The organism is Salegentibacter salegens (genome assembly GCF_900142975.1).
GTDB classification, from domain to species: Bacteria; Bacteroidota; Bacteroidia; order Flavobacteriales; family Flavobacteriaceae; genus Salegentibacter; species Salegentibacter salegens.
In genome coordinates this window covers 3,033,730-3,053,072 of sequence record NZ_LT670848.1, presented here as the reverse complement: position 1 = coordinate 3,053,072, position 19,343 = coordinate 3,033,730, and the positions used below count along the sequence as shown (strand labels likewise).

23 protein-coding genes are annotated in these 19,343 nt (G+C 36.9%); 8 read left to right on the top strand and 15 right to left on the bottom strand.

Going from position 1 to position 19,343, the window contains the following annotated elements:
- The first annotated feature begins 18 nt into the window (after positions 1-18).
- On the top strand, positions 19-1,428 hold the full coding sequence (locus B5488_RS13715) for a glycosyltransferase 87 family protein (protein ID WP_079735783.1): 1,410 nt from the start codon (positions 19-21) through the stop codon (positions 1,426-1,428).
- Here B5488_RS13715 and B5488_RS13710 read toward each other — a convergent pair.
- The 11 genes from B5488_RS13710 to B5488_RS13660 form a co-directional block, all read right to left on the bottom strand.
- Positions 1,399-2,025, bottom strand: coding sequence for a lipid-A-disaccharide synthase N-terminal domain-containing protein (locus B5488_RS13710; protein ID WP_079735782.1), 627 nt, complete (start codon positions 2,023-2,025; stop codon positions 1,399-1,401). The genes B5488_RS13715 and B5488_RS13710 overlap by 30 nt on opposite strands.
- 97 nt (positions 2,026-2,122) lie before the next feature.
- Entirely contained in the window at positions 2,123-3,094 is a 972-nt protein-coding gene (locus B5488_RS13705; protein ID WP_079735781.1) for a deoxyhypusine synthase family protein, read from the bottom strand.
- Positions 3,087-3,962 carry an agmatinase gene (gene speB, locus B5488_RS13700; RefSeq protein ID WP_079735780.1) on the bottom strand — a complete coding sequence of 292 codons (876 nt, stop codon included), beginning with the start codon at positions 3,960-3,962 and terminating at the stop codon, positions 3,087-3,089. Before speB ends, B5488_RS13705 begins: the two co-directional genes overlap by 8 nt.
- 46 nt (positions 3,963-4,008) lie before the next feature.
- Positions 4,009-5,412: an arginine decarboxylase gene (locus tag B5488_RS13695; RefSeq protein ID WP_079735779.1), complete on the bottom strand. Its 1,404-nt coding sequence runs from the start codon at positions 5,410-5,412 to the stop codon at positions 4,009-4,011.
- Positions 5,413-5,696: 284 nt separating this feature from the next.
- Positions 5,697-6,539: a pseudouridine synthase gene (locus tag B5488_RS13690; RefSeq protein ID WP_079735778.1), complete on the bottom strand. Its 843-nt coding sequence runs from the start codon at positions 6,537-6,539 to the stop codon at positions 5,697-5,699.
- A 95-nt stretch (positions 6,540-6,634) separates the two neighbouring features.
- Positions 6,635-7,111 carry a nucleoside deaminase gene (locus tag B5488_RS13685; protein WP_079735777.1) on the bottom strand — a complete coding sequence of 159 codons (477 nt, stop codon included), beginning with the start codon at positions 7,109-7,111 and terminating at the stop codon, positions 6,635-6,637.
- A gap of 21 nt (positions 7,112-7,132) precedes the next feature.
- The gene (locus tag B5488_RS13680) at positions 7,133-8,038 is read right to left on the bottom strand and encodes a geranylgeranylglycerol-phosphate geranylgeranyltransferase (protein ID WP_079735776.1); all 906 of its coding nucleotides are present in this window, start codon (positions 8,036-8,038) and stop codon (positions 7,133-7,135) included.
- Between the two features lie 15 nt (positions 8,039-8,053).
- Positions 8,054-8,992 (bottom strand): mevalonate kinase family protein, encoded by a 939-nt coding sequence (locus B5488_RS13675; protein ID WP_079735775.1) that lies wholly within the window; start codon positions 8,990-8,992, stop codon positions 8,054-8,056.
- Positions 8,993-9,026: 34 nt separating this feature from the next.
- Entirely contained in the window at positions 9,027-9,353 is a 327-nt protein-coding gene (locus B5488_RS13670; RefSeq protein WP_079735774.1) for a hypothetical protein, read from the bottom strand.
- Positions 9,341-9,541 carry a hypothetical protein gene (locus tag B5488_RS13665; RefSeq protein WP_079735773.1) on the bottom strand — a complete coding sequence of 67 codons (201 nt, stop codon included), beginning with the start codon at positions 9,539-9,541 and terminating at the stop codon, positions 9,341-9,343. The genes B5488_RS13670 and B5488_RS13665 overlap by 13 nt, the downstream gene beginning before the upstream one ends.
- A gap of 53 nt (positions 9,542-9,594) precedes the next feature.
- Positions 9,595-10,695, bottom strand: a complete 1,101-nt coding sequence (locus B5488_RS13660) for a diphosphomevalonate/mevalonate 3,5-bisphosphate decarboxylase family protein (protein WP_079735772.1) — start codon at positions 10,693-10,695, stop codon at positions 9,595-9,597.
- Between the two features lie 235 nt (positions 10,696-10,930).
- Between B5488_RS13660 and B5488_RS13655 the strand changes: the two genes are divergently transcribed.
- On the top strand, positions 10,931-11,407 hold the full coding sequence (locus tag B5488_RS13655; RefSeq protein WP_079735771.1) for a TspO/MBR family protein: 477 nt from the start codon (positions 10,931-10,933) through the stop codon (positions 11,405-11,407).
- Here B5488_RS13655 and B5488_RS13650 read toward each other — a convergent pair.
- Together B5488_RS13650 and B5488_RS13645 are read right to left on the bottom strand one after the other, a co-directional pair.
- Positions 11,404-12,624 carry a BaiN/RdsA family NAD(P)/FAD-dependent oxidoreductase gene (locus B5488_RS13650; RefSeq protein WP_079735770.1) on the bottom strand — a complete coding sequence of 407 codons (1,221 nt, stop codon included), beginning with the start codon at positions 12,622-12,624 and terminating at the stop codon, positions 11,404-11,406. The two genes, B5488_RS13655 and B5488_RS13650, sit on opposite strands and share 4 nt — an antisense overlap.
- A gap of 92 nt (positions 12,625-12,716) precedes the next feature.
- Positions 12,717-13,403 (bottom strand): glycerophosphodiester phosphodiesterase, encoded by a 687-nt coding sequence (locus tag B5488_RS13645; protein WP_079735769.1) that lies wholly within the window; start codon positions 13,401-13,403, stop codon positions 12,717-12,719.
- 205 nt (positions 13,404-13,608) lie between these two features.
- Between B5488_RS13645 and B5488_RS13640 the strand changes: the two genes are divergently transcribed.
- The 6 genes from B5488_RS13640 (at position 13,609) to B5488_RS13615 (ending at position 17,282) form a co-directional block, all read left to right on the top strand.
- Positions 13,609-14,457, top strand: coding sequence for an SDR family oxidoreductase (locus tag B5488_RS13640; RefSeq protein ID WP_079735768.1), 849 nt, complete (start codon positions 13,609-13,611; stop codon positions 14,455-14,457).
- Positions 14,458-14,490: 33 nt separating this feature from the next.
- The gene (locus B5488_RS13635) at positions 14,491-15,015 is read left to right on the top strand and encodes a DUF421 domain-containing protein (protein ID WP_079735767.1); all 525 of its coding nucleotides are present in this window, start codon (positions 14,491-14,493) and stop codon (positions 15,013-15,015) included.
- A gap of 3 nt (positions 15,016-15,018) precedes the next feature.
- Positions 15,019-15,288 (top strand): SemiSWEET family sugar transporter, encoded by a 270-nt coding sequence (locus tag B5488_RS13630; RefSeq protein WP_079735766.1) that lies wholly within the window; start codon positions 15,019-15,021, stop codon positions 15,286-15,288.
- A 106-nt stretch (positions 15,289-15,394) separates the two neighbouring features.
- Positions 15,395-16,093 carry a guanitoxin biosynthesis heme-dependent pre-guanitoxin N-hydroxylase GntA gene (gene gntA / locus B5488_RS13625; protein ID WP_079735765.1) on the top strand — a complete coding sequence of 233 codons (699 nt, stop codon included), beginning with the start codon at positions 15,395-15,397 and terminating at the stop codon, positions 16,091-16,093.
- A 2-nt stretch (positions 16,094-16,095) separates the two neighbouring features.
- Positions 16,096-16,713: an FMN-binding negative transcriptional regulator gene (locus B5488_RS13620; RefSeq protein ID WP_079736624.1), complete on the top strand. Its 618-nt coding sequence runs from the start codon at positions 16,096-16,098 to the stop codon at positions 16,711-16,713.
- Positions 16,704-17,282, top strand: coding sequence for a DUF1989 domain-containing protein (locus B5488_RS13615; RefSeq protein ID WP_079735764.1), 579 nt, complete (start codon positions 16,704-16,706; stop codon positions 17,280-17,282). The genes B5488_RS13620 and B5488_RS13615 overlap by 10 nt, the downstream gene beginning before the upstream one ends.
- A 96-nt stretch (positions 17,283-17,378) precedes the next feature.
- Here the strand turns inward: B5488_RS13615 and clpX are convergent, their stop codons facing one another.
- Positions 17,379-18,611, bottom strand: a complete 1,233-nt coding sequence (gene clpX, locus B5488_RS13610; protein WP_079735763.1) for an ATP-dependent Clp protease ATP-binding subunit ClpX — start codon at positions 18,609-18,611, stop codon at positions 17,379-17,381.
- Between the two features lie 52 nt (positions 18,612-18,663).
- Positions 18,664-19,341, bottom strand: a complete 678-nt coding sequence (gene clpP, locus B5488_RS13605) for an ATP-dependent Clp endopeptidase proteolytic subunit ClpP (protein WP_079735762.1) — start codon at positions 19,339-19,341, stop codon at positions 18,664-18,666.
- Between the last annotated feature and the right edge of the window lie 2 nt (positions 19,342-19,343).

The window sequence follows — 19,343 nt, the reverse complement described above, 5'->3', positions numbered from 1 at the left end:
AGGTCTCAACAAAAAATTGTGTCAGATTTCCTTAAAAATCACAAATTCTCCATCCTCCTGCTTTTAGCGGGAATTGCTTTCTATTGGTCTTTTGCTTACGATTTGGACCGAAGTGATTTTATAAAATTAATAAGCCTTTATACCGGCTTGTTTTTTATCAGTTTTAAAATTATTCAATTAGAGAAAACTAACTTCTGGTTTTTGGCTGGAATCGCGATTTTATTTCGCCTGATATTTATCATAGCTACTCCAAACCTTTCCCAGGATTTTTACCGCTTTATCTGGGATGGCACATTAATTTTAGAAGGATTAAACCCATATTTATCGGTTCCTAAAGAGCTCCCCACTTCGCTCCAACCGATATCCCAAGAGTTAATACAGGGAATGGGAAGTTTAAGCGCCGGAAATTATACCAGTTATCCGCCGGTTAATCAATTGCTGTTTGCCATTTCTGCGCTCTTAGGCGGAAAAAGTATTTTGGGTTCTCTCGTAGTCATGCGACTTTTAATCATTTTAGCCGATTTAGGAATTCTATATTTTGGCCGAAAATTATTACTAAAATTAGACCTACCTGTGCACCAGATCTTCTGGTTTATCCTGAATCCTTTTATTATAATAGAACTTACCGGGAACCTGCATTTTGAAGGCGTTATGCTATTTTTTTTAGTTTGGTCGGTTTATTTATTACATCAAAAAAAGTGGATTAGGAGCGCGGTGCTACTGGGGATTTCAGTTTCAGTAAAATTATTGCCACTTTTGTTCTTACCGCTTTTATGGAAGTATTTTTTAAAGAAAAGAAGCTTCAAAAACCTGCCTGATAATGCATTAATCAAAAATAAAATCAAGCAGGTTCAGGAATTGAATTTTCAGCAATTATTTACCTATTATTTAATTGCTGGATTTACAATTTTAATTAGTTTTCTTCCTTTTATCTCTTCAGAATTTATTACAAATTTTTCAGCAAGCATCGTGCTTTGGTTTCAGAAATTCGAGTTTAATGCGAGTATTTATTATGTAATTAGATGGATTGGATTTCAGCTGAAAGGCTACAACATTATTGAAACTGCAGGGAAGATCTTACCACTTATCGTGATGATAATTCTTGCCGCACTCGCTTTTTTCAGAAAAAATAATACTACCGAAAGACTGCTCTCTACGATGCTTTTGGGAGTTTCAGCTTACTTTTTACTTGCCACTACGGTGCATCCCTGGTATGTTGCCACCCCACTTTTGCTTTCGGTCTTCACTAATTTCAGGTTTGCACTTATTTGGTCGTTTTTAGTGATTTTAAGCTATTCAGCATATTCTAATGCTGAATTTAAAGAAAATTTCTGGCTCATTGCTATTGAATATATTCTTGTAATCGGAATCTTCCTTTTAGAGATTTTTAGACCAAGGCTACTCAGCCGATTTCCTTATTATAAATAAATTCCTGATATAAACGATGCCCCCAAAGAAGTGGGCCGCGATTAAAACCGGGTCGTCCCTGAATATACCATAAGTAAAAATAAGAATTGATCCCACGAGACTAATAATCCAGAATTTAAGAGGTAAATCTGACTCGTTATTTCTTTCGGCGTGAATCCATTGATAGATAAAACGGGTGGTGTAAATAAGTTGACCAACAATTCCCAGAATTATAAGCCAGGTAGAAATATTATCACCCTTAATGAGGTCTTCCCAATTTAACTGCCCAAGAAAGATGATATATAATGCGATTAGAATTGGTAATCCAATTACATAAATCTTAAACATGATCCCAGATTTTCCCCACTCTCCCTGTAACTGGAGGTTTCTAAAATAACCGCCATACACCAGGAATTGACCGAGCATAATGGCCATATCGTCCCGTAGATATCCATAAATAAAAAGTAATACGGCGCCTTGCAGACTAAGCTTCCAGAATAGCGTTGGAATTTGAATTTTTTTAGTTTCTTCTGACTTTATCCACTGCATTATTAATCTTGCAGAAAATAAAAGCTGGGCCAAAAAACCAATGGCATACACAATCCAACTACCACTCATATTTCATCTTAACTTAAAAAATTGCACAAAAAAAGCTGTTCAATAATACAGTAATTGTAGTAGTGAACAGCTTTAATCTCTAATAATTATTTGTTAATTACATATCCAGCAAGTAAGCAAAAATCAATGGTGCCACAATGGTTGCGTCGCTTTCTATAATATGTTTTGGAGTGTTTATATCAAGTTTTCCCCAGGTAATTTTCTCGTTAGGAACAGCTCCAGAATAAGACCCGTAACTGGTGGTAGAATCTGAAATCTGGCAGAAATAGCTCCAAAAAGGTGTATCGGTTCTTTCCATATCCTGGTACAGCATTGGCACAACACATATTGGGAAATCTCCGGCAATACCGCCACCAATTTGAAAGAACCCAATGCCTTCTTTAGAATTGTTTGTGTACCAATCGGCTAGAAAGGTCATATATTCAATTCCAGATTTCATGGTGCTTGCTTTGAGTTCGCCTTTAAGCACATAGCTGGCAAAAATATTCCCAAGCGTACTATCTTCCCAACCGGGAACAACCATTGGTAAATTCTTTTCAGCTGCGGCATACATCCAGGAATCTTTTAGATCAATTTCATAATGCTCTTCCAAAACCCCGGAAAGTAATAATTTATAAAGAAATTCGTGCGGAAAATACCTTTCGCCGTTGGCTTCAGCATCTTTCCATATTTTTACAATATGTTCCTGAATTCTTCTAAAAGCTTCTTCCTCTGGAATACAGGTATCAGTTACCCGGTTTAAACCCTTTTCTAAAAGATCCCATTCATCCTGAGGGGTTAGATCACGATAGTTTGGAACTCTTTTATAATGCGAATGCGCAACCAGGTTCATTACATCCTCCTCCAGGTTAGCCCCGGTACAGGAAATAATATGCAATTTGTCATTGCGAATCATTTCGGCAAAGATCTTACCTATCTCTGCCGTACTCATTGCACCGGCAAGTGAAACCAGCATTTTTGAACCGCCTTCCAGCTGTTTTTCGTAATCTTTTGCAGCATCTACAAGCGCTGCGGAATTAAAATGTAAATAATATTTTTCTATAAATTGGGAAATCGCTCCTTTACTCATCTTCGTCTTCTTCGTTATAATTTTGGTATTTGAATTTGTAGCTCAACATTTTATAATAAAGCTTGGCCGCGAGAAAATCTGATGATTTCTCGTTTTCATTTGGGCAAAGCTCTACAATGTCAAAACCTACAACATTTTTCTTTTTAAACATCATTTTAAGGAATTCCAGGGTCTCGTACCAGAAAAGTCCTCCAGGCTCTGGAGTTCCTGTAGATGGCATTATGGAAGGATCAAAAGCGTCTAAATCTATAGTAATAAAAACATTTGGCGTCATTTGGCCAATGGCATCATCCTGCCAGTCTTCATAAAGATTATGCGCAAAATACACCTGATTTTCATCCATATGATCTACCTCAGAAACATCCATAGAACGAATACCTACCTGTACCAAGTTGCTATTCTTACTAGCCTCATGTAATGCGCAGGCGTGATTGCAAGCAGAACCTTCATACTCTGGTCTAAGATCGGCATGGGCATCAATTTGCACTACGGTAAGATCTTCAAAACTTTCATTAAATGCGCGAATAGTCCCGATGGAAACTGAATGTTCTCCCCCAAAAATGGTTACAAACTTCTCTTGTTTGATATAATTCTTTACGGTTTTATAAACGGTATCTACCATTTTTTCCGGCGAAGAATCTTCTGTAACCGCCGGTGCAAGATAAATTCCTTTTCTATAGACTTCAGATTTTGTCTCAATATCATAAAGTTCCATATTCTCTGAAGCTTCCAGAAAAGCTTCAGGACCTTTATCTGCCCCTTTTTGCCAGCTACTTGTTCCATCGTAAGGAACCGGGATCAATACCACTTTCGCGTCATCTATACGCGAGTATTTGTCGGGTATTCCGGCGTAATTCTTTTTGCTCATTGTAATGCTAAATTGGTTGTTGTTGGTTATATAAATTTATAAAAAATTAATTGCTTCCATTATAACCCAGGATTTTAAGCATATCCTCGGCATTTTGCTCCGGGCTAAATAAACTGGTTTTAATATTCCCATCTTCATCCTTATCGATAAGCAGATGTTTTGGCTGCGGAATTAAACAGTGGTGCAAGCCCCCGTGACCTCCAATAGTTTCCTGGTAAGCCCCGGTATTAAAAAAGCCGATATAAAGCGGTTTATCCTTTTTATACTTCGGAAGATAGATTGCGTTTACATTCTGCTCTGAGTTATAATAATCGTCACTATCGCAAGTTAATCCCCCTAGCAGAACACGTTCATATTCATCGTTCCAACGGTTCACCGGCAACATCACAAATTTCTTACTTATGGCCCAGGTATCTGGCAAAGTGGTTATAAATGAAGAATTAATCATATTCCACTTTTCGCGATCATTTTGTTGCTTTTGATATAAAATCTCATAGATGGCACCGCCACTTTCTCCAACGGTAAAACTTCCAAATTCGGTGAAAATGTTAGGAACATCAACTTCAGCTTCCTCGCAATATAATTTGATCTGATTAATGATCTCGTCTACCATATAGGCGTAATCATACTCAAAATGCAGGGAATTTTTAACCGGAAAACCTCCCCCAATATTCAAACTATCCAAATCTGGGCAAACCTTTTTTAGGTTTACATAAACCCGTAAACATTTCTGCAATTCATTCCAATAATAGGCTGTATCTCGAATACCAGTATTAATAAAGAAATGGAGCATTTTTAGAGAAACCTGGTCGTTTTCCTTTATCTGTTTATTATAAAAAGGCACAATATTCTTGTAACCTATTCCCAACCTTGAAGTATAGAATTCAAATTTTGGTTCTTCTTCTGAAGCAATCCTGATTCCGATAGGAAATTTACCATCAATCTTTTCAGATAGAAGGTCTATTTCTTCATAATTATCAATAATCGGGATACAATTTCTGTGTCCGCTATTTAACAAACGTGAAATATTTTCTATGTATTGATCACGTTTAAAACCGTTACATAACACGTAAGTATCGTTGGTAATTTTCCCAGATTTCTTAAGTTGCTCCACAATATTAATATCGAAAGCCGAAGAGGTTTCAATATGGATATCGTTTTTTAAAGCTTCGTTTAAGACGTGCTGAAAATGCGAACTCTTAGTACAATAGCAGTAATTATAACTCCCTTTATAATCGTGTTTCGCCATAGCATCTGCAAACCACTTTTTCGCGCGGCCAATATTTTCTGATATTTTAGGCAGATAGGTGAATTTTAACGGAGCTCCATATTGTTTCACAAGCTCCATGAGATCAATATCATGAAATTTTAATTCGGTGCCTTCAAGAGTAAACTCTTCCTGAGGAAAATAATAGGTTTGGTCTATTAAATCGCTGTATTTAGTATTCAATTTTTTGGTTTATTTATTAAAGGTAAAAATTTAGGCATTAATTTTTCGCACCAAAAGAAATGACTGGTAAATTAATGTTAAGAATAATTTTAAAAGGTTTGAATTCAAACTCTGTAAAGGCTCAAAGCAAAGAATTTGCGTCAACGGGTGTCGCCCCAATGCGTATTGATTGTAAGTTCCTGTCAATTAATTATATGCATTAAATATTCAAAAATTAAAAACCGGAAAGAGAGATCTCAATCCGGTTCAAAAATATTAAAAAACTTAATACGGAATCACTTTTTTTAAAGCATTCCTAAATTAATAACTTCCTGATCTGTAAGCCTTCTAAAACGGCCACGCGGAAGGTCTTTTTTCGTTAGTCCGCCAAAAACTACACGATCCAGTTTTTCAACTTCATATCCCTGACTTTTAAAAAGTCTTTGTATAATATGATTTTTTGTGCTGTTGGTTTCTATCCCAACTTCGTTCTTAGGCCTCTCGGCAATGTAACTAATATCCTGAATGTTCACTTTCCCGTCTTCCAGGATCACACCGTTTCTAATTTTCTCTAAATGTTCTACAGAAAGTGGTTTGGTAAGGTTTACCTGGTAAATTTGCCTAATTCCGTTTCTTGGTTTACCCAGCCTTTTAGCCAAAGTACCATCATTGGTAAAAACTAGAAGCCCCATTGCCTGGGTATCTAATTTTCCCACGGGATCAAGTTTCGCCTTTGTGGCTTTAGCCATAATATCCATTACGGTTTTACCTCCTTTTTCTATACTCCCGGTTACATAAATACCTTTTGGTTTATTCAAGACAAAATATTCTGGCTTATCGGGGTTTACTCTTCTTCCGTCAAATTTAACCTCATCGGTTGGGGCTACTTTATAACCCATTTCGGTAACCACATTTCCATTCACGGTTACGTTTCCGGCAGAAATAAAAATATCGGCATCACGACGAGAACAAATTCCGGCGTTGGCAATATATTTATTTAAACGAATTCCATCGGTTTTGGAAGGAGTTTTAGGAGCCGACTGCTGCTGTTTTATAGGCGCATTGCCGCGGGCTGAAGACTTTTTGGTGTTTCCACCACCCTGTCTTCCGCTAACTTTTCCACCTTTAGATTTATCGTTTCTACTCATATCGCTAATTTTTTGCAAAGGTACTCTATTGATTTATAGTGGCATTCTATTTCGCCCAAAGATTTCACCACCAATTTCTATTAAAAACCAGTAGATTAGTAATCTACGCGATCTCCCTTAGCTTCCCATTTTTGAAAAACCGGAAGTCCCTCTTCCCGCATTAAATTTTCAAAAGGGATCTTACGATTGTCCATTTTCAAGGCAATTTCATCATAAATAAACTGGTCGTCAAAACCTATTTTGGCAGCGTCTTCCCGGTTAAGCGCATAAAACACCTTCTCGGGACGCGCCCAATAAATTGCCCCCAAACACATTGGGCAAGGCTCACAGGAGGTATATAAAATACAATTTTCCAGTTGAAAATCCTGTAATTTCTCACAAGCCTTTCTAATGGCCACAACCTCGGCGTGCGCTGTTGGGTCGTTACTGGCCGTTACTTTATTATTCGCTTCAGCTATAATTTCGCCATCCTTTACAATTACTGCCCCAAACGGGCCGCCATTACCTTTATCCATACCTTCTTCGGCCAATTGAATGGCTCTTTTCAGAAAATAGCTATGATCTTTTTTCATATAAATTTTTTAAATAAATGATTAGAATACTCTGTTGAGCACTTCTTGAATATCTATAAGTAGAATGCTGAAAACACCTACTACAATTATTAGTTTAAGAATATTGTGAAGTAATAAATATTGCCATTTTGCCTTACTGAAATAGAGATACAACAAGAAGAATACAAGTAGCAGCAGGGACACATAGAAATAGTAATCCATATAACCCGTGTTATATCGAGTGATTAAAAGCAAAATAGGAATAATAGCCAAAATACTTAAGACTGAAAGAAAAACCTTACTAAGTCGCTCACCATAAACAATTGGAATCGTTTGATAGTTTTGCAGCAAATCACCCTGCATATTTTCCAGGTCTTTTACCAGTTCCCGCATTACAATCATTAGATACAGGAAAGTAGCGTGGATAAAGATTACCGTTTCAAAATTCTTATAGTACACAAAAACTACGAAAAACGGCGTAATTGTTAAGATGGAAGCCACGAGATTTCCCAGGAATAGAATGCGCTTTAAACGATGGGAATACAACCAGATGGCAAATATATAGATCGAAAAGAAAACTACTGCTCTAAACGATACATAGCTCGCAAAGAAAATAGCGAGTAAATTAAGAATGAAATAGACTGAAAGTTTGGTACGCTGACTTACAAACCTATCTAACATTGTTTTCTTGGGCCTGTTAATCAGATCTTTTTCACTGTCGTAGAAATTATTAATAATATATCCCGAAGCGATTACCGTGGCAGAAGACAGAATGAGAAAAAACAAATTATCGTCAAAAATAATTTCACGTAATGGTAGCTCTGGCGCCAAAATAAATGCCGAAGTAAGGTATTGTGCTACAATAAGCACAAGAATATTATAACCACGAACCACCGAAAACAAACTAAGCATTTTCAGCAATAAGCGCTTGTTAGAAGTGGACGCCATGTAGGGTGGGTGAATTTAGAAGTTGTAAACCACTTCTAATTTGTAATCTTTAAGAGATTTTCTAGCTTTTTCGATATCTTCAGTAAAACCTAAAATATAGCCACCGCCACCCGAACCACAAAGTTTCAGGTAATAATCGTTGGTGTCTATCCCGTGTTTCCAAAGTTTATGAAATTGGGCAGGAATCATTGGTTTAAAATTATCAAGCACCACGTGCGACAGCCTTTTTACGTTGGTGAATAAAGATTTTACGTCACCTTTAAGAAAATCGTCTACGCAGGCATCTGTATGTTTTACAAACTGCTCTTTAAGCATTTGACGGAAACCTTCCTGTTTCATATTTTCCATAAAAATCCCAACCATCGGGCCGGTTTCCCCAGTGCTTCCGCTATCTAATAAAAACACAGCACCCTGGCCGTTTTCTGTCTGCGACGGAATGCCAGCAGGTTCAATATTATCTTTAGAATTTATAAGAATAGGAATACTTAAATAGCTGTTAAGCGGATCTAAACCTGACGATTTTCCGTGGAAAAAAGATTCCATTTCCCCGAAGATCTTTTTCAGTTTTAATAATTTATCGCGGGTAAGATTTTCTAATACGGTGATTTTTCCGGTTGCATATTTATCATAAATTGCCGCAACCAAAGCACCGCTGCTACCTACTCCATATCCCTGCGGAATGGTTGAATCGAAATACATGCCTTTTTCTATATCTGCATTTAATGCGGCTATATCAAATTGAACCAATTCCGGATTATTTTGCTCAAGCTCGCTCAGGTATGCTACAAATCGGCGTAAACTTTTGTTAGAGGCAATAGCAGCTTCAGAAGGATCTTCATCTACTTTTAAAGCTCCATTATAAAAATTATAAGGAATGGATAAACCTTTGGAATCTTTAATGATCCCATACTCTCCAAAGAGTAAGATTTTTGAATAAAATAAAGGTCCTTTCATATTCTAATGTTTTAATTCAATGGAAGCTTTGATTTTAGCCTTCACTTAAACTTGCAATTTCTTTACAATAATTATTCATTATTGTGGTAACCAGATAGTGTTGCTGCTTTTTTTCAAAAAACACATACCAGGTTGTACGCTTATTAGGTTTGTAAAAAATATAATAAGTGCCTAAGAAACGTAAGTTCTCCGGAGTGATTTTATGCGGAAAACTGTCTATTTTCGTTGTAACAAAATCAACAATTTTATCAACGTAATTTTGTGCATTTTCTTTAAAAGAAAAATAGTCTTGCCTAAAAAGAGTATGCACCAAATTATCAAAATACTCTAAGGTGGATCTGGTAAAAATTACTTTTTCCACGGATATTTATTAATCCTTTTACGCATTTCTGCTTTAAATTCTTCGCCAGTTAAACCATTTTCCCATTCCTTATCGAAATCGAATTCCTCATTCCTGTCCTTAATAGCCTTAATCTCATTAAGAACATTTTCATCTTCCAGGTCTTTCAACCAATCCAGCAGTTCGAATTTTTTAAAATCTACTTGCATAGCGAATGCTTTTAGCTAAAAATACGAATAATTATTAAACCCTGTTTTTCAGCTTATTGTATAGGACCAACTTTTTCTGCTCCCTCACCAACTTCGTCGCAAATATACTGCCCTTTTTCACAATAGGCAACTAGCTCATTCTTAATGAATTCTAAAACTTTTGCTTTATTTGCCTCGGGGTAAAGCACGTGCACGTTAGCACCGGCATCCAGGGTAAAGCAAACCGGGGTTTTAGTGTTTTCCCTAAACTCCCATATTTTATTGATAATTTCTAGGGTATTAGGCTTCATTAGAATGAAATAAGGGTTGCTGCTCATCATCATCGCGTGCAACGTGAGCGCTTCGCTTTCTACAATTGCTATAAATTCATCTAAATTGCCCGAAGCAAAAACCTTCTTCAATTTATCTAAATTTGAATGTGCCTGGGCAAAACGGTTTTCAGCAAAAGGGTGGCCGTGCATTAAATTATGACCTACGCTGCTGCTTACCTGCTTTTGGCCTTTATCAACCAATAAAATTGTGTCCTGGAAAGTTTTAAAAATCTCATCGATCTCGAAAGGATATTTAATCCCGAAAAGATCACTGCTTCCTGGAATATTCTTGTGTTCGCCCCATTCAATTAATTCGCCTTCTAAACTGCGGCAGGCACTTCCTGAACCCAATCGGGCTAAAAATGAAGCTTTTTTATAGAAATATTCTTCATTTTTTGTTGGAGCGGAATCCAATTCCTTTTCCAAACTCATTACGCAAAGTGCCAGGGCGCTCATTCCGCTTGCAGAAGACGCGATACCGCTGCTGTGAGGAAATGAATTTTTAGTAAAAATATTAAATTTATATTCTTTTAGAAATGGACAATAGATTTCAATTCGTTCAAAAAACTGCTGAATTTTGGGTTTAAAATCTTCCTTCTTTTTTCCTTCGAAATAAAGTTCAAAATCAAAGATTCCAGCTTTTTCTGTTTTCTTCTCAAATTCCAGTTTGGTCGTGGTTTTGCAATTATTCAATGTAAAACTCACCGAAGGATTCGCCGGAACTTGATTCTCTTTTTTTCCCCAATACTTTACCAAAGCGATATTACTGGGAGACTGCCAGCTTACCTCGCCTTTTTCTATCCTGTTTGAAGATTGCTTTGGAATAAAATCCTGTTCACGCATAGCAAAAATTTAAAGACTATAAGTATTTTAAAATATGCTTAATAATATTTTAAAACCTAATTTGCACGCAAAGATATGTTTTATGTTTTGGGAATTTTCTTTCCCGGTTCAAATAAATTTATATTTTAGTAGTTGAAAACTCAGGCTTAAAGTCTGAATTAGTGATTATTATACACTAATATTTTAAAGACTGCAGTCGAATATTTTTTAATTTTAATTAGAAAATCAACCAAAAATGACCAAAAAACTCTTTTTACGAAGTTCGGTGGCCATTGGCATTTGTTTGCTTTTCGGGTTTATGGGTGTTATTGCTAGCCAAACCGGATATGAAGGTTGGTATCCAGAATTAAACAAGCCCTGGTTTAATCCGCCAGACGCTATGTTTGGACCCATTTTATTTTTAATGTATGTATTAATGGGTGTAGCCGCGGGAATAGTATGGAGCAAAGGTTTTTATCACAAATGGGTAAAAACTGCTTTATACCATTTTGGGTTTCAATTATTGTTAACCGGTTCCTGGTCGCTACTTTTCTTCGGACTCCAGAAACCACTTTTAGCGCTTTTAAATATTATCGCTTTGTTTATTCTAATTCTTTTCACCATAAAATGGTTTAAAGTGGTCAACAATATCGCTGCTTATTTTCTTATTCCTTATGCAATTTGGGTGCTTTTTGCCATAGCACTTAATTTTGAAATTTGGCGACTCAACTAATATTCACTCATTGCTTTTGCGGCAAGAAAGCCCCCTGTCCAGGCGTTCTGAAAATTAAATCCGCCGGTTATAGCGTCAATATTTAAAATTTCCCCGGCAAGAAATAGGTTTTTGTGAAGTTTACTCTCAAAAGTTTTAAAATTCACTTCTTTAAGATCTACCCCACCGGCCGTAACAAATTCCTCTTTAAATGTGCTTTTTCCATTTACTTTGAAAACGGCCTCGGTAAGTTGTGCGCTTAAATTTTGCAGCTGATTTTTATTTAAATCGGCCCAGGGTGTACCATCTGTAATTCCTGCGGCTACTATGAGATTTCTCCACAAGCGTTTAGGCAAATCGAATTGTGCATTTTTTAAAACCTGCTGTTTCGCTAGTTTAGTTTTTAAATCTTTTAATCGAATTAAAATTTCTTCTGAAGTATTCCCGGGTAACCAGTTTACCTTAATTTCAAACTGATAATTCAGTTTTTCTAAATCCCTTGCTCCCCAGGCCGAAAGTTTTAAAATCCCCGGGCCACTCATCCCCCAATGGGTAATCAACAAAGGCCCTTTACTTTCTAAACTAACTTTTTTTGAATTTATCTTTACTTCGGCTTCAGTAGCGACTCCTGGCAGGTCCTTAATTTTCTCGTCCTTAATATTAAACGTAAAAAGGGAAGGTACCGGTTCAATAATTTTATGCCCAAGATTCTTAAGCATATTCCAAATTTTGGGATTACTCCCCGTTGCAAGCATCATTTTTTCTGCTGAAAAATCTCCTTTACTGGTCTTTATCTCCCAAAAATCTTTTTCTTTCTGAAATGCCTGAACTGCGTGACTTTTTAAAACCTGAATATTGAGTCTTTGAGTTTCCTGCAAAAAGCAATCAATAACACTTTGGGAATCATCTGAAACAGGAAAAATTCTTCCATCATCTTCTATCTTTAATTGAATCCCCCGATTTTCAAACCATTCCATCGTATCACCGGTCATAAAACTGTGAAACGGGCCCAACAATTCTTTTTCACCACGAGGATAATTGGTGCTAAGTTCCTTCGGAAGAAATTCAGCGTGGGTAACATTGCACCTTCCCCCGCCCGAGACTTTAACTTTGGTAAGTACTTCTTTGCCTCGCTCAAAAATGGCAATTTTCAAGTTTGGGTTTATTTCAGCTGCATTTATCGCGGTAAAAAATCCCGCCGCACCGCCGCCAATAATAATAATATCGAAATTTTGCATCAATTTCTTCTAATTATAAAATTTGTGCCGCTCCTCTGGAGCTCAACAATATTCAACTTTATCAAGTTTTCTATAAACATGTCGCTTCTACGCTATAAAAGCCTATCGGGAAAATCTGATATAATTCCATCTACCCCAAATTCACGCATTCGCTCAATATCCTGAGGTTCATTTACGGTCCATACGTTTACTTTAAATCCGGCCTCGTGAGAGGCCTTCACATTATCTCGCGTAATAATTCCCAGGGATGGGTGAATTGCCGATGCTTTTAATAATTTTCCCAACTCTATAGCTTCAGTAACACTGGCTTTACTCAATATCCCCAACGGAACATTTTCGTCCAATTTGCGCATTTGAAACAGCTCGTTTTTCTGAAAACTGGAAACAATAAAATCTTCATATTTCCAGTTTCTTTCAGCAATATAATTTGTAATAATTTCTGAAGTAGCGGTTGCGGTATTTAAACCTTTCAACTCAATATTTATCGTGCATTTTCTTTCAATAAGATCTAAAACTTGGGTAAGTAAAGGAATTTCAAATTGATCTTCAACCTTAAGATTTTTTAATTCGGCTAAAGACTTTTTCGCAATTTCACCGCTCCCATTGGTGGTTCGATCTAGCGTAAAATCGTGAATTACCACTAACTCGCCGGTTTTACATCTATGCACATCTATTTCTATTGCATCAACGCCAAAATTGAGGGCTTTTTGAATACTCTCCAGTGTATTTTCGGCTAAATGGCCCTTGGCGCCACGATGGCCAATCTTTAATAAATTCATTTGGCAAAGGTATTCAATTAACACAAATGAATATTTTTTTAACCGGATTAGGTTTTTAAAGGCTTCTTTAGAAAGACTTATAAATCCTTAACATTTTATTGTAAGCAAAGCTTATTAATTTTATACTTCTGGCTATTCCTAATTTCAGTAAACTATTAATTATGAAACATTTATAGCTAAAAATACCAACCAAAAATTAACCAATATGAATAAACCAGAAAAATTTCCGAACCAGCAACAGGAGCAACCCGGAAAAGAATATAAAATGAATCCGGAGCCGGAAATCATTAGAAAAAACTACAAGGGTTCTGGTAAATTAGAAGGCAAAAATGCTTTAATAACCGGCGGCGACAGTGGCATTGGAAGAAGTATTGCTGTGCATTTTGCAAGGGAAGGAGCAAATATTGCAATTATCTATTTAGAGGAAAATGAAGACGCACTGGAGACCAAAAAGTTAGTAGAAAAGGAAGGAAAACAATGTCTTATTATTGAAGGGGATTTAAAAAAGGAGGACTTCTGTAAAGAGGCTCTGGAAGAAACATCTAAGAAATTAGGAAAACTAAATATCCTTGTGAATAATGCCGCAATACAATTTCCTAAAGAAAATATAGATGAGATAAGTACAGCGCAAATTCACAAAACTTTTGAAACCAATATCTATCCTTATTTTTATATTGTGAAAGAGGCATTACAACAGCTTCAGGAAGGCGATGTTATAATTAACACCACTTCTGTCACAGCCTATCGCGGTAGTGAACATTTACTGGATTATAGCAGTACTAAAGGCGCGATTGTAAGTTTTACCCGGTCTTTATCAAAAATGCTGGCCGATAAAAAAATAAGGGTGAATGGTGTTGCGCCCGGACCCATCTGGACACCGCTAATTCCCGCGACTTTTGATGATGTGAGCGAGTTTGGCCAGGATACCCCAATGGGAAGAGCAGGACAACCTTCTGAAGTGGCTCCGGCTTACGTTTTTCTTGCAAGTGAAGATAGCAGCTATATTACTGGCCAAATTATTCACGTAAATGGCGGTGAAATTATTGGGGGATAAGCCTAAAATCAATTAAATTACTAAAAACTTATTATGGAAAAATGGTTTGAAGCTTCCTGGACATCTATTCTGGCAATTTTCCTAACCGCCGGGGGAATTTACATGGCAATTATAATTTTTACGAGAATTGCCGGAAAACGCAGTTTTTCAAAAATGTCCAGTTTTGATTTCGCAATGACGGTTGCTGTAGGTTCTATTTTAGCAACTACAATTCTATCGGCCTCGGTAAGCTTAATACACGGTATTGTGGGGCTGGCCGCTGTATATATTTTGCAAATTTCGGCGGCAATTTTAAGACGTTTTTCCTGGTTTCAGGAAGCAATTGACAACTCCCCACTACTTCTTATGGACGGTAAAAAGATACTTCATGAAAATTTAAAGAAAGCCCGGGTTACCGAAGGTGATCTTAGGTCAAAACTAAGAGAAGCCAATGTTTTAGATCTTTCGCAGGTGCGGGCTGTAGTTTTTGAAACTACCGGTGATATTTCGGTCTTACATACTTCAAATAAAGACCAGGAATTAGAAGCGTGGCTTACAAAAGATGTTATAAATAAGTAAAGGATGATTTTAGAGTGGACCGATATTTTAGGGCTTGCGGCAGGAATTTGTACAACTGTAGCAGTTATTCCGCAGATTAAAAAAGCCTGGAAAACCAAGAAAGTAGAAGATGTTTCGCCGGGAATGTTTAGTATTCTTATACTGGGCGTTTTTCTATGGGTTATCTACGGAATTACCCAAAATGATCTTCCTATAATTGCCACTAATGGAGTTTCCCTGGGTCTAAATGGACTCATGTTGTATTTAATGATTCGATACCGCAAGAAAAAATGAAGGATTGCCTGTTAATCTTTTAAAATTTTGAACTAATTTATTCTTAAACCCCATAGAACGTTGAAGAAAACCTGATAGTTTTACAAAAATAACCATTCAATATATTATGATTTCTACCCGAGAAAAATCAAAAGTAAAGCAGTTAAAAGCTTCTACAGATAAAGCTATAGAACTTGCCTTTAAAGACTTTGTGCTAACGCAAGACCATCCTTGTATAATGGCCCAAACAGTATTTGGCCAGGACCATATAGACCTCCACACCTACGATGAATTCCCCAGCCGGAAAACAGCAAAACTCATATACAAAGATTTAGAAAAGTACATTGAAAACTACGATTTTGAATCGAATGAGTTTCATACATTCATGGCCGTTTTTAAAGACCAGGAATCTTTTTCTGAAAGCCAGTTTGAAACCGCACTTTGGAAACAATTAGAATTTCTGCATAATATAGATAACAAAGCCTGGGATCCTACGGTGAGCAGCAATCCGGAAGACAATAACTTTAGCTTTAGCATTGGTGGTAAAGCTTTTTATATGGTTGGGCTACACCCAAACAGCAGCCGAAAAGCGAGACAAAGCCCTTACCCGGCTTTAGCATTTAACCTGCACTGGCAGTTTGAAAAATTACGGGAAATGGGAGCCTATTATACTGTTAGAGATAAAATTAGGGACCGTGACACCGAATTACAGGGAAATATAAACCCAATGTTAGAAGATTTTGGCGATAAAAGTGAAGCTCGTCAATATAGTGGCCGTAAAGTTGGAGAGGAATGGAAATGTCCTTTTCATCAAGAAAAAAAATAACAATGTATCAGCCTAAAAAATATAAAAAGGATGACCCTGAATTTATTTTAAACTTTATACAGCATCATCCTTTTGCAACTTTTATAATTAACGGTGACCAATTATTAGCCACACATATCCCGGTTCTCACTCACGGCACAGCGAAAGACTTTATTTTATTTTCGCATATAGCAAACCACAATGAGCAGTTTAAATATCTAAAAGATGGTAAGGAAGCTCTTTTGATATTTCAGGGCGCCCATGGCTATGTTTCTTCTTCCTGGTACAAGAAAAAAGATATTAGCACCTGGGATTATTCGGCGGTTCACGTAAATGTTAAGCTGAAAATCCAATCGCGAGAAGAGCTTGAAGAATCGCTAAAAGAGCTTGTTGCTACTTTTGAAAAACCCCAGGAAAATCCGTTGTATTATAAAGATATTCCTGAAAAAATGCGGGAAGACCATCTTCCCCATATCACAGGATTTTGGTGTGAAGTAGAGAAAATTCAGGGCATTGCTAAACTACACCAGGGATTTGAAAAAGATGATATAGAATCGGTTACTTCACATTTGGAAAAGCGACCAAATAATTTATCTTCCGCGTTAAGCGAAAACATTAAAAAAGAGCATAAATGCAAGTGATAAAAAAACAATCTGGAGCGGCCTTTAAATTGAAAAAAGGACAGCGACTAAAGGTGATAGATCCCGAAGGCGAACAGGTTAGCGATATGGTTTTATTTAATGCAAAAGACAGAAGGGAAAAATTATCATCGGGTAAGACGCTGGATTTTGAAGAATCTATTTTAATAAGTTCAGGCAACTTTCTATGGAGCAACCGCAGCCAAAAGATGATGGAAATCCTGGAAGACACTAATGGCAGAAATGATTTTTTATTAGCACCCTGTAGCCCTGAAACTTTTGAAGTGATGTATGATTATAAAGGTTATCATCCCAGCTGTTTTGAAAATCTATATACCAGCCTGGAAAAATTTAAAATTGAGCCAGACGATATTCCAACTGCATTCAACATTTTTATGAACGTTCAATTTGATGAAAAAGGAAAAATAAGTGTAGATCCGCCATTAAGCAAAGCAGGAGATTACGTATTATTTGAAGCAAAAATGGACCTAATTGTGGCCTTAACCGCTTGTTCTGCCGAAGACAGTAACAACGGTAGCTTTAAGCCTATTCATTATAAAATCCTGGATTAAACTCCTATTCCAGGATTCTAAACTATTCAAAAAATAAAAAAGCTGCCGGAAAACTTTAATTTCCCGGCAGCTTTTAACTTGGTCTAAAGTGGTTTTTTAAGAAACCGCCTTAAGTTTACTTATCGTTGATTTATTTAATTTATCCTCGGCATATTCCCTGGTAACTTTAAGTTTGCTATGGCCACTTTCGGGCATGTCAAACATAGCATCGGTAAGGATTGCTTCGCATAAAGATCTTAAACCTCTTGCACCTAATTTATATTCTACAGCTTTTTCAACTATATAATCCAGGGCATCATCGCTCATTTCGAATTCGATATCGTCCATTTCAAACAATTTTTGATATTGTTTTACGATGGCATTTTTGGGCTCGGTTAAGATAGAACGCAATGTGCTTTCATCCAGCGGATTCATATAAGTAAGTGCCGGCAATCTTCCTATTATTTCAGGAATAAGTCCGAAATCTTTCAAATCCTTCGGAATAATATATTTCAGAAGATTGGTTCTCTCAATGGTATCATCACTTTTTGAAGCGCTAAAACCAACAGCCTGCATATTTAAACGCTTGCTAATGTTACGCTCAATACCATCAAAGGCTCCTCCTGCTATGAAAAGGATGTTTTCGGTATCAACCTCAACAAATTTCTGATCGGGGTGTTTACGGCCTCCTTTTGGTGGTACGTTAACGGTAGTTCCTTCCAGTAATTTCAATAAAGCCTGCTGAACGCCTTCCCCAGAAACATCACGGGTAATTGAAGGGTTATCGCTTTTTCGGGCAATTTTATCTATTTCATCAATAAATACAATTCCGCGTTGCGCTTTTTCAACATTATAATCGGCTGCCTGAAGCAATCTCGTTAAGATACCTTCTACATCTTCCCCTACGTAACCTGCTTCGGTAAGTACCGTAGCATCTACAATAGCCAAAGGTACATTAAGCATTTTTGCGATGGTTTTGGCGATAAGAGTTTTACCCGTACCGGTTTCCCCAACCATAATGATGTTAGATTTTTGAATTTCTACATCATCGTCGCTTGCCGGCTGCAACAACCTTTTATAGTGGTTATAAACAGCTACAGACATCACTTTCTTGGTCGCTTCCTGGCCAATTACGTATTGGTCTAAAAACTCTTTGATTACTTTTGGTTTGCTCAGCATAAGGTCTGAAGACAATTCTTTGGCTTCTCCCTGCTTAAGCTCTTCCATTACAATGCCGTGCGCCTGCTCTATACATTTATCACATATATGCGCGTCTAAGCCTGCTATAAGTAAGTTAGTTTCGGGTTTCTTTCTACCGCAAAACGAACATTCTAATTCTTCTTTCGCCATTTCGTCATTTTTCAACTTTCAGTTTATAAAATAATAAACTAAAAATTAATTCTTATCCTTCTCGTGTTAAAATCTCATCGATCATCCCGTATTCTCTGGCTTTATCGGCCTTCATCCAGTAATCACGATCACTATCCTCTTCAATTTTCTCGTAAGATTGGCCTGAATGTTTTGCGATAATATCGTAAAGTTCTTTTTTAAGGGTTAAGATCTCTCTAGCTGTAATTTCTATATCGCTAGCCTGACCCTGAGCACCTCCTAATGGCTGATGAATCATAACTCTGGAATGCGGCAAACCGCTTCTTTTTCCTTTTTCACCTGCACAAAGTAATACAGCTCCCATTGAGGCCGCCATTCCTGTACAAATTGTAGCCACATCTGGTTTTATAAACTGCATCGTATCATAAATTCCCAAACCTGCATAAACGCTTCCTCCTGGAGAGTTTATATAGATTTGAATATCTTTTGAGGCATCTGTACTTTCCAAAAACAACATTTGCGCCTGGATAATATTTGCAACCTGATCGTTAATTGCAGTCCCCATAAAGATAATTCTATCCATCATCAATCTGGAAAAAACATCCATAGCAACGGCATTCATTTGTCGTTCTTCAATAATATTTGGCGTCATTCCCGTAGGAGTCACGCTGCTCACTATCTTTTGGTAATAATTACTATTTATACCGTGATGTTTAGTGGCGTATTTTTCAAACTCTTTTCCGTAATCCATCA

Bases quoted from the DNA above. Each gene is read 5' to 3' on its own strand.
- B5488_RS13710 (WP_079735782.1), bottom strand. From the start codon at position 2,025: ATGAGTGGTAGTTGGATTGTGTATGCCATTGGTTTTTTGGCCCAGCTT.
- B5488_RS13675 (WP_079735775.1), bottom strand. From the start codon at position 8,992: ATGAAAGGACCTTTATTTTATTCAAAAATCTTACTCTTTGGAGAGTAT.
- speB (WP_079735780.1), bottom strand. From the start codon at position 3,962: ATGAGCAAAAAGAATTACGCCGGAATACCCGACAAATACTCGCGTATA.
- gntA (WP_079735765.1), top strand. From the start codon at position 15,395: ATGATTTCTACCCGAGAAAAATCAAAAGTAAAGCAGTTAAAAGCTTCT.
- B5488_RS13640 (WP_079735768.1), top strand. From the start codon at position 13,609: ATGAATAAACCAGAAAAATTTCCGAACCAGCAACAGGAGCAACCCGGA.
- B5488_RS13645 (WP_079735769.1), bottom strand. From the start codon at position 13,403: ATGAATTTATTAAAGATTGGCCATCGTGGCGCCAAGGGCCATTTAGCC.
- B5488_RS13685 (WP_079735777.1), bottom strand. From the start codon at position 7,111: ATGAAAAAAGATCATAGCTATTTTCTGAAAAGAGCCATTCAATTGGCC.
- B5488_RS13680 (WP_079735776.1), bottom strand. From the start codon at position 8,038: ATGGCGTCCACTTCTAACAAGCGCTTATTGCTGAAAATGCTTAGTTTG.
- B5488_RS13620 (WP_079736624.1), top strand. From the start codon at position 16,096: ATGTATCAGCCTAAAAAATATAAAAAGGATGACCCTGAATTTATTTTA.
- clpX (WP_079735763.1), bottom strand. From the start codon at position 18,611: ATGGCGAAAGAAGAATTAGAATGTTCGTTTTGCGGTAGAAAGAAACCC.
- B5488_RS13650 (WP_079735770.1), bottom strand. From the start codon at position 12,624: ATGCAAAATTTCGATATTATTATTATTGGCGGCGGTGCGGCGGGATTT.
- B5488_RS13665 (WP_079735773.1), bottom strand. From the start codon at position 9,541: ATGCAAGTAGATTTTAAAAAATTCGAACTGCTGGATTGGTTGAAAGAC.
- B5488_RS13615 (WP_079735764.1), top strand. From the start codon at position 16,704: ATGCAAGTGATAAAAAAACAATCTGGAGCGGCCTTTAAATTGAAAAAA.
- B5488_RS13635 (WP_079735767.1), top strand. From the start codon at position 14,491: ATGGAAAAATGGTTTGAAGCTTCCTGGACATCTATTCTGGCAATTTTC.
- B5488_RS13705 (WP_079735781.1), bottom strand. From the start codon at position 3,094: ATGAGTAAAGGAGCGATTTCCCAATTTATAGAAAAATATTATTTACAT.
- B5488_RS13630 (WP_079735766.1), top strand. From the start codon at position 15,019: ATGATTTTAGAGTGGACCGATATTTTAGGGCTTGCGGCAGGAATTTGT.
- clpP (WP_079735762.1), bottom strand. From the start codon at position 19,341: ATGGATTACGGAAAAGAGTTTGAAAAATACGCCACTAAACATCACGGT.
- B5488_RS13655 (WP_079735771.1), top strand. From the start codon at position 10,931: ATGACCAAAAAACTCTTTTTACGAAGTTCGGTGGCCATTGGCATTTGT.
- B5488_RS13690 (WP_079735778.1), bottom strand. From the start codon at position 6,539: ATGAGTAGAAACGATAAATCTAAAGGTGGAAAAGTTAGCGGAAGACAG.
- B5488_RS13660 (WP_079735772.1), bottom strand. From the start codon at position 10,695: ATGCGTGAACAGGATTTTATTCCAAAGCAATCTTCAAACAGGATAGAA.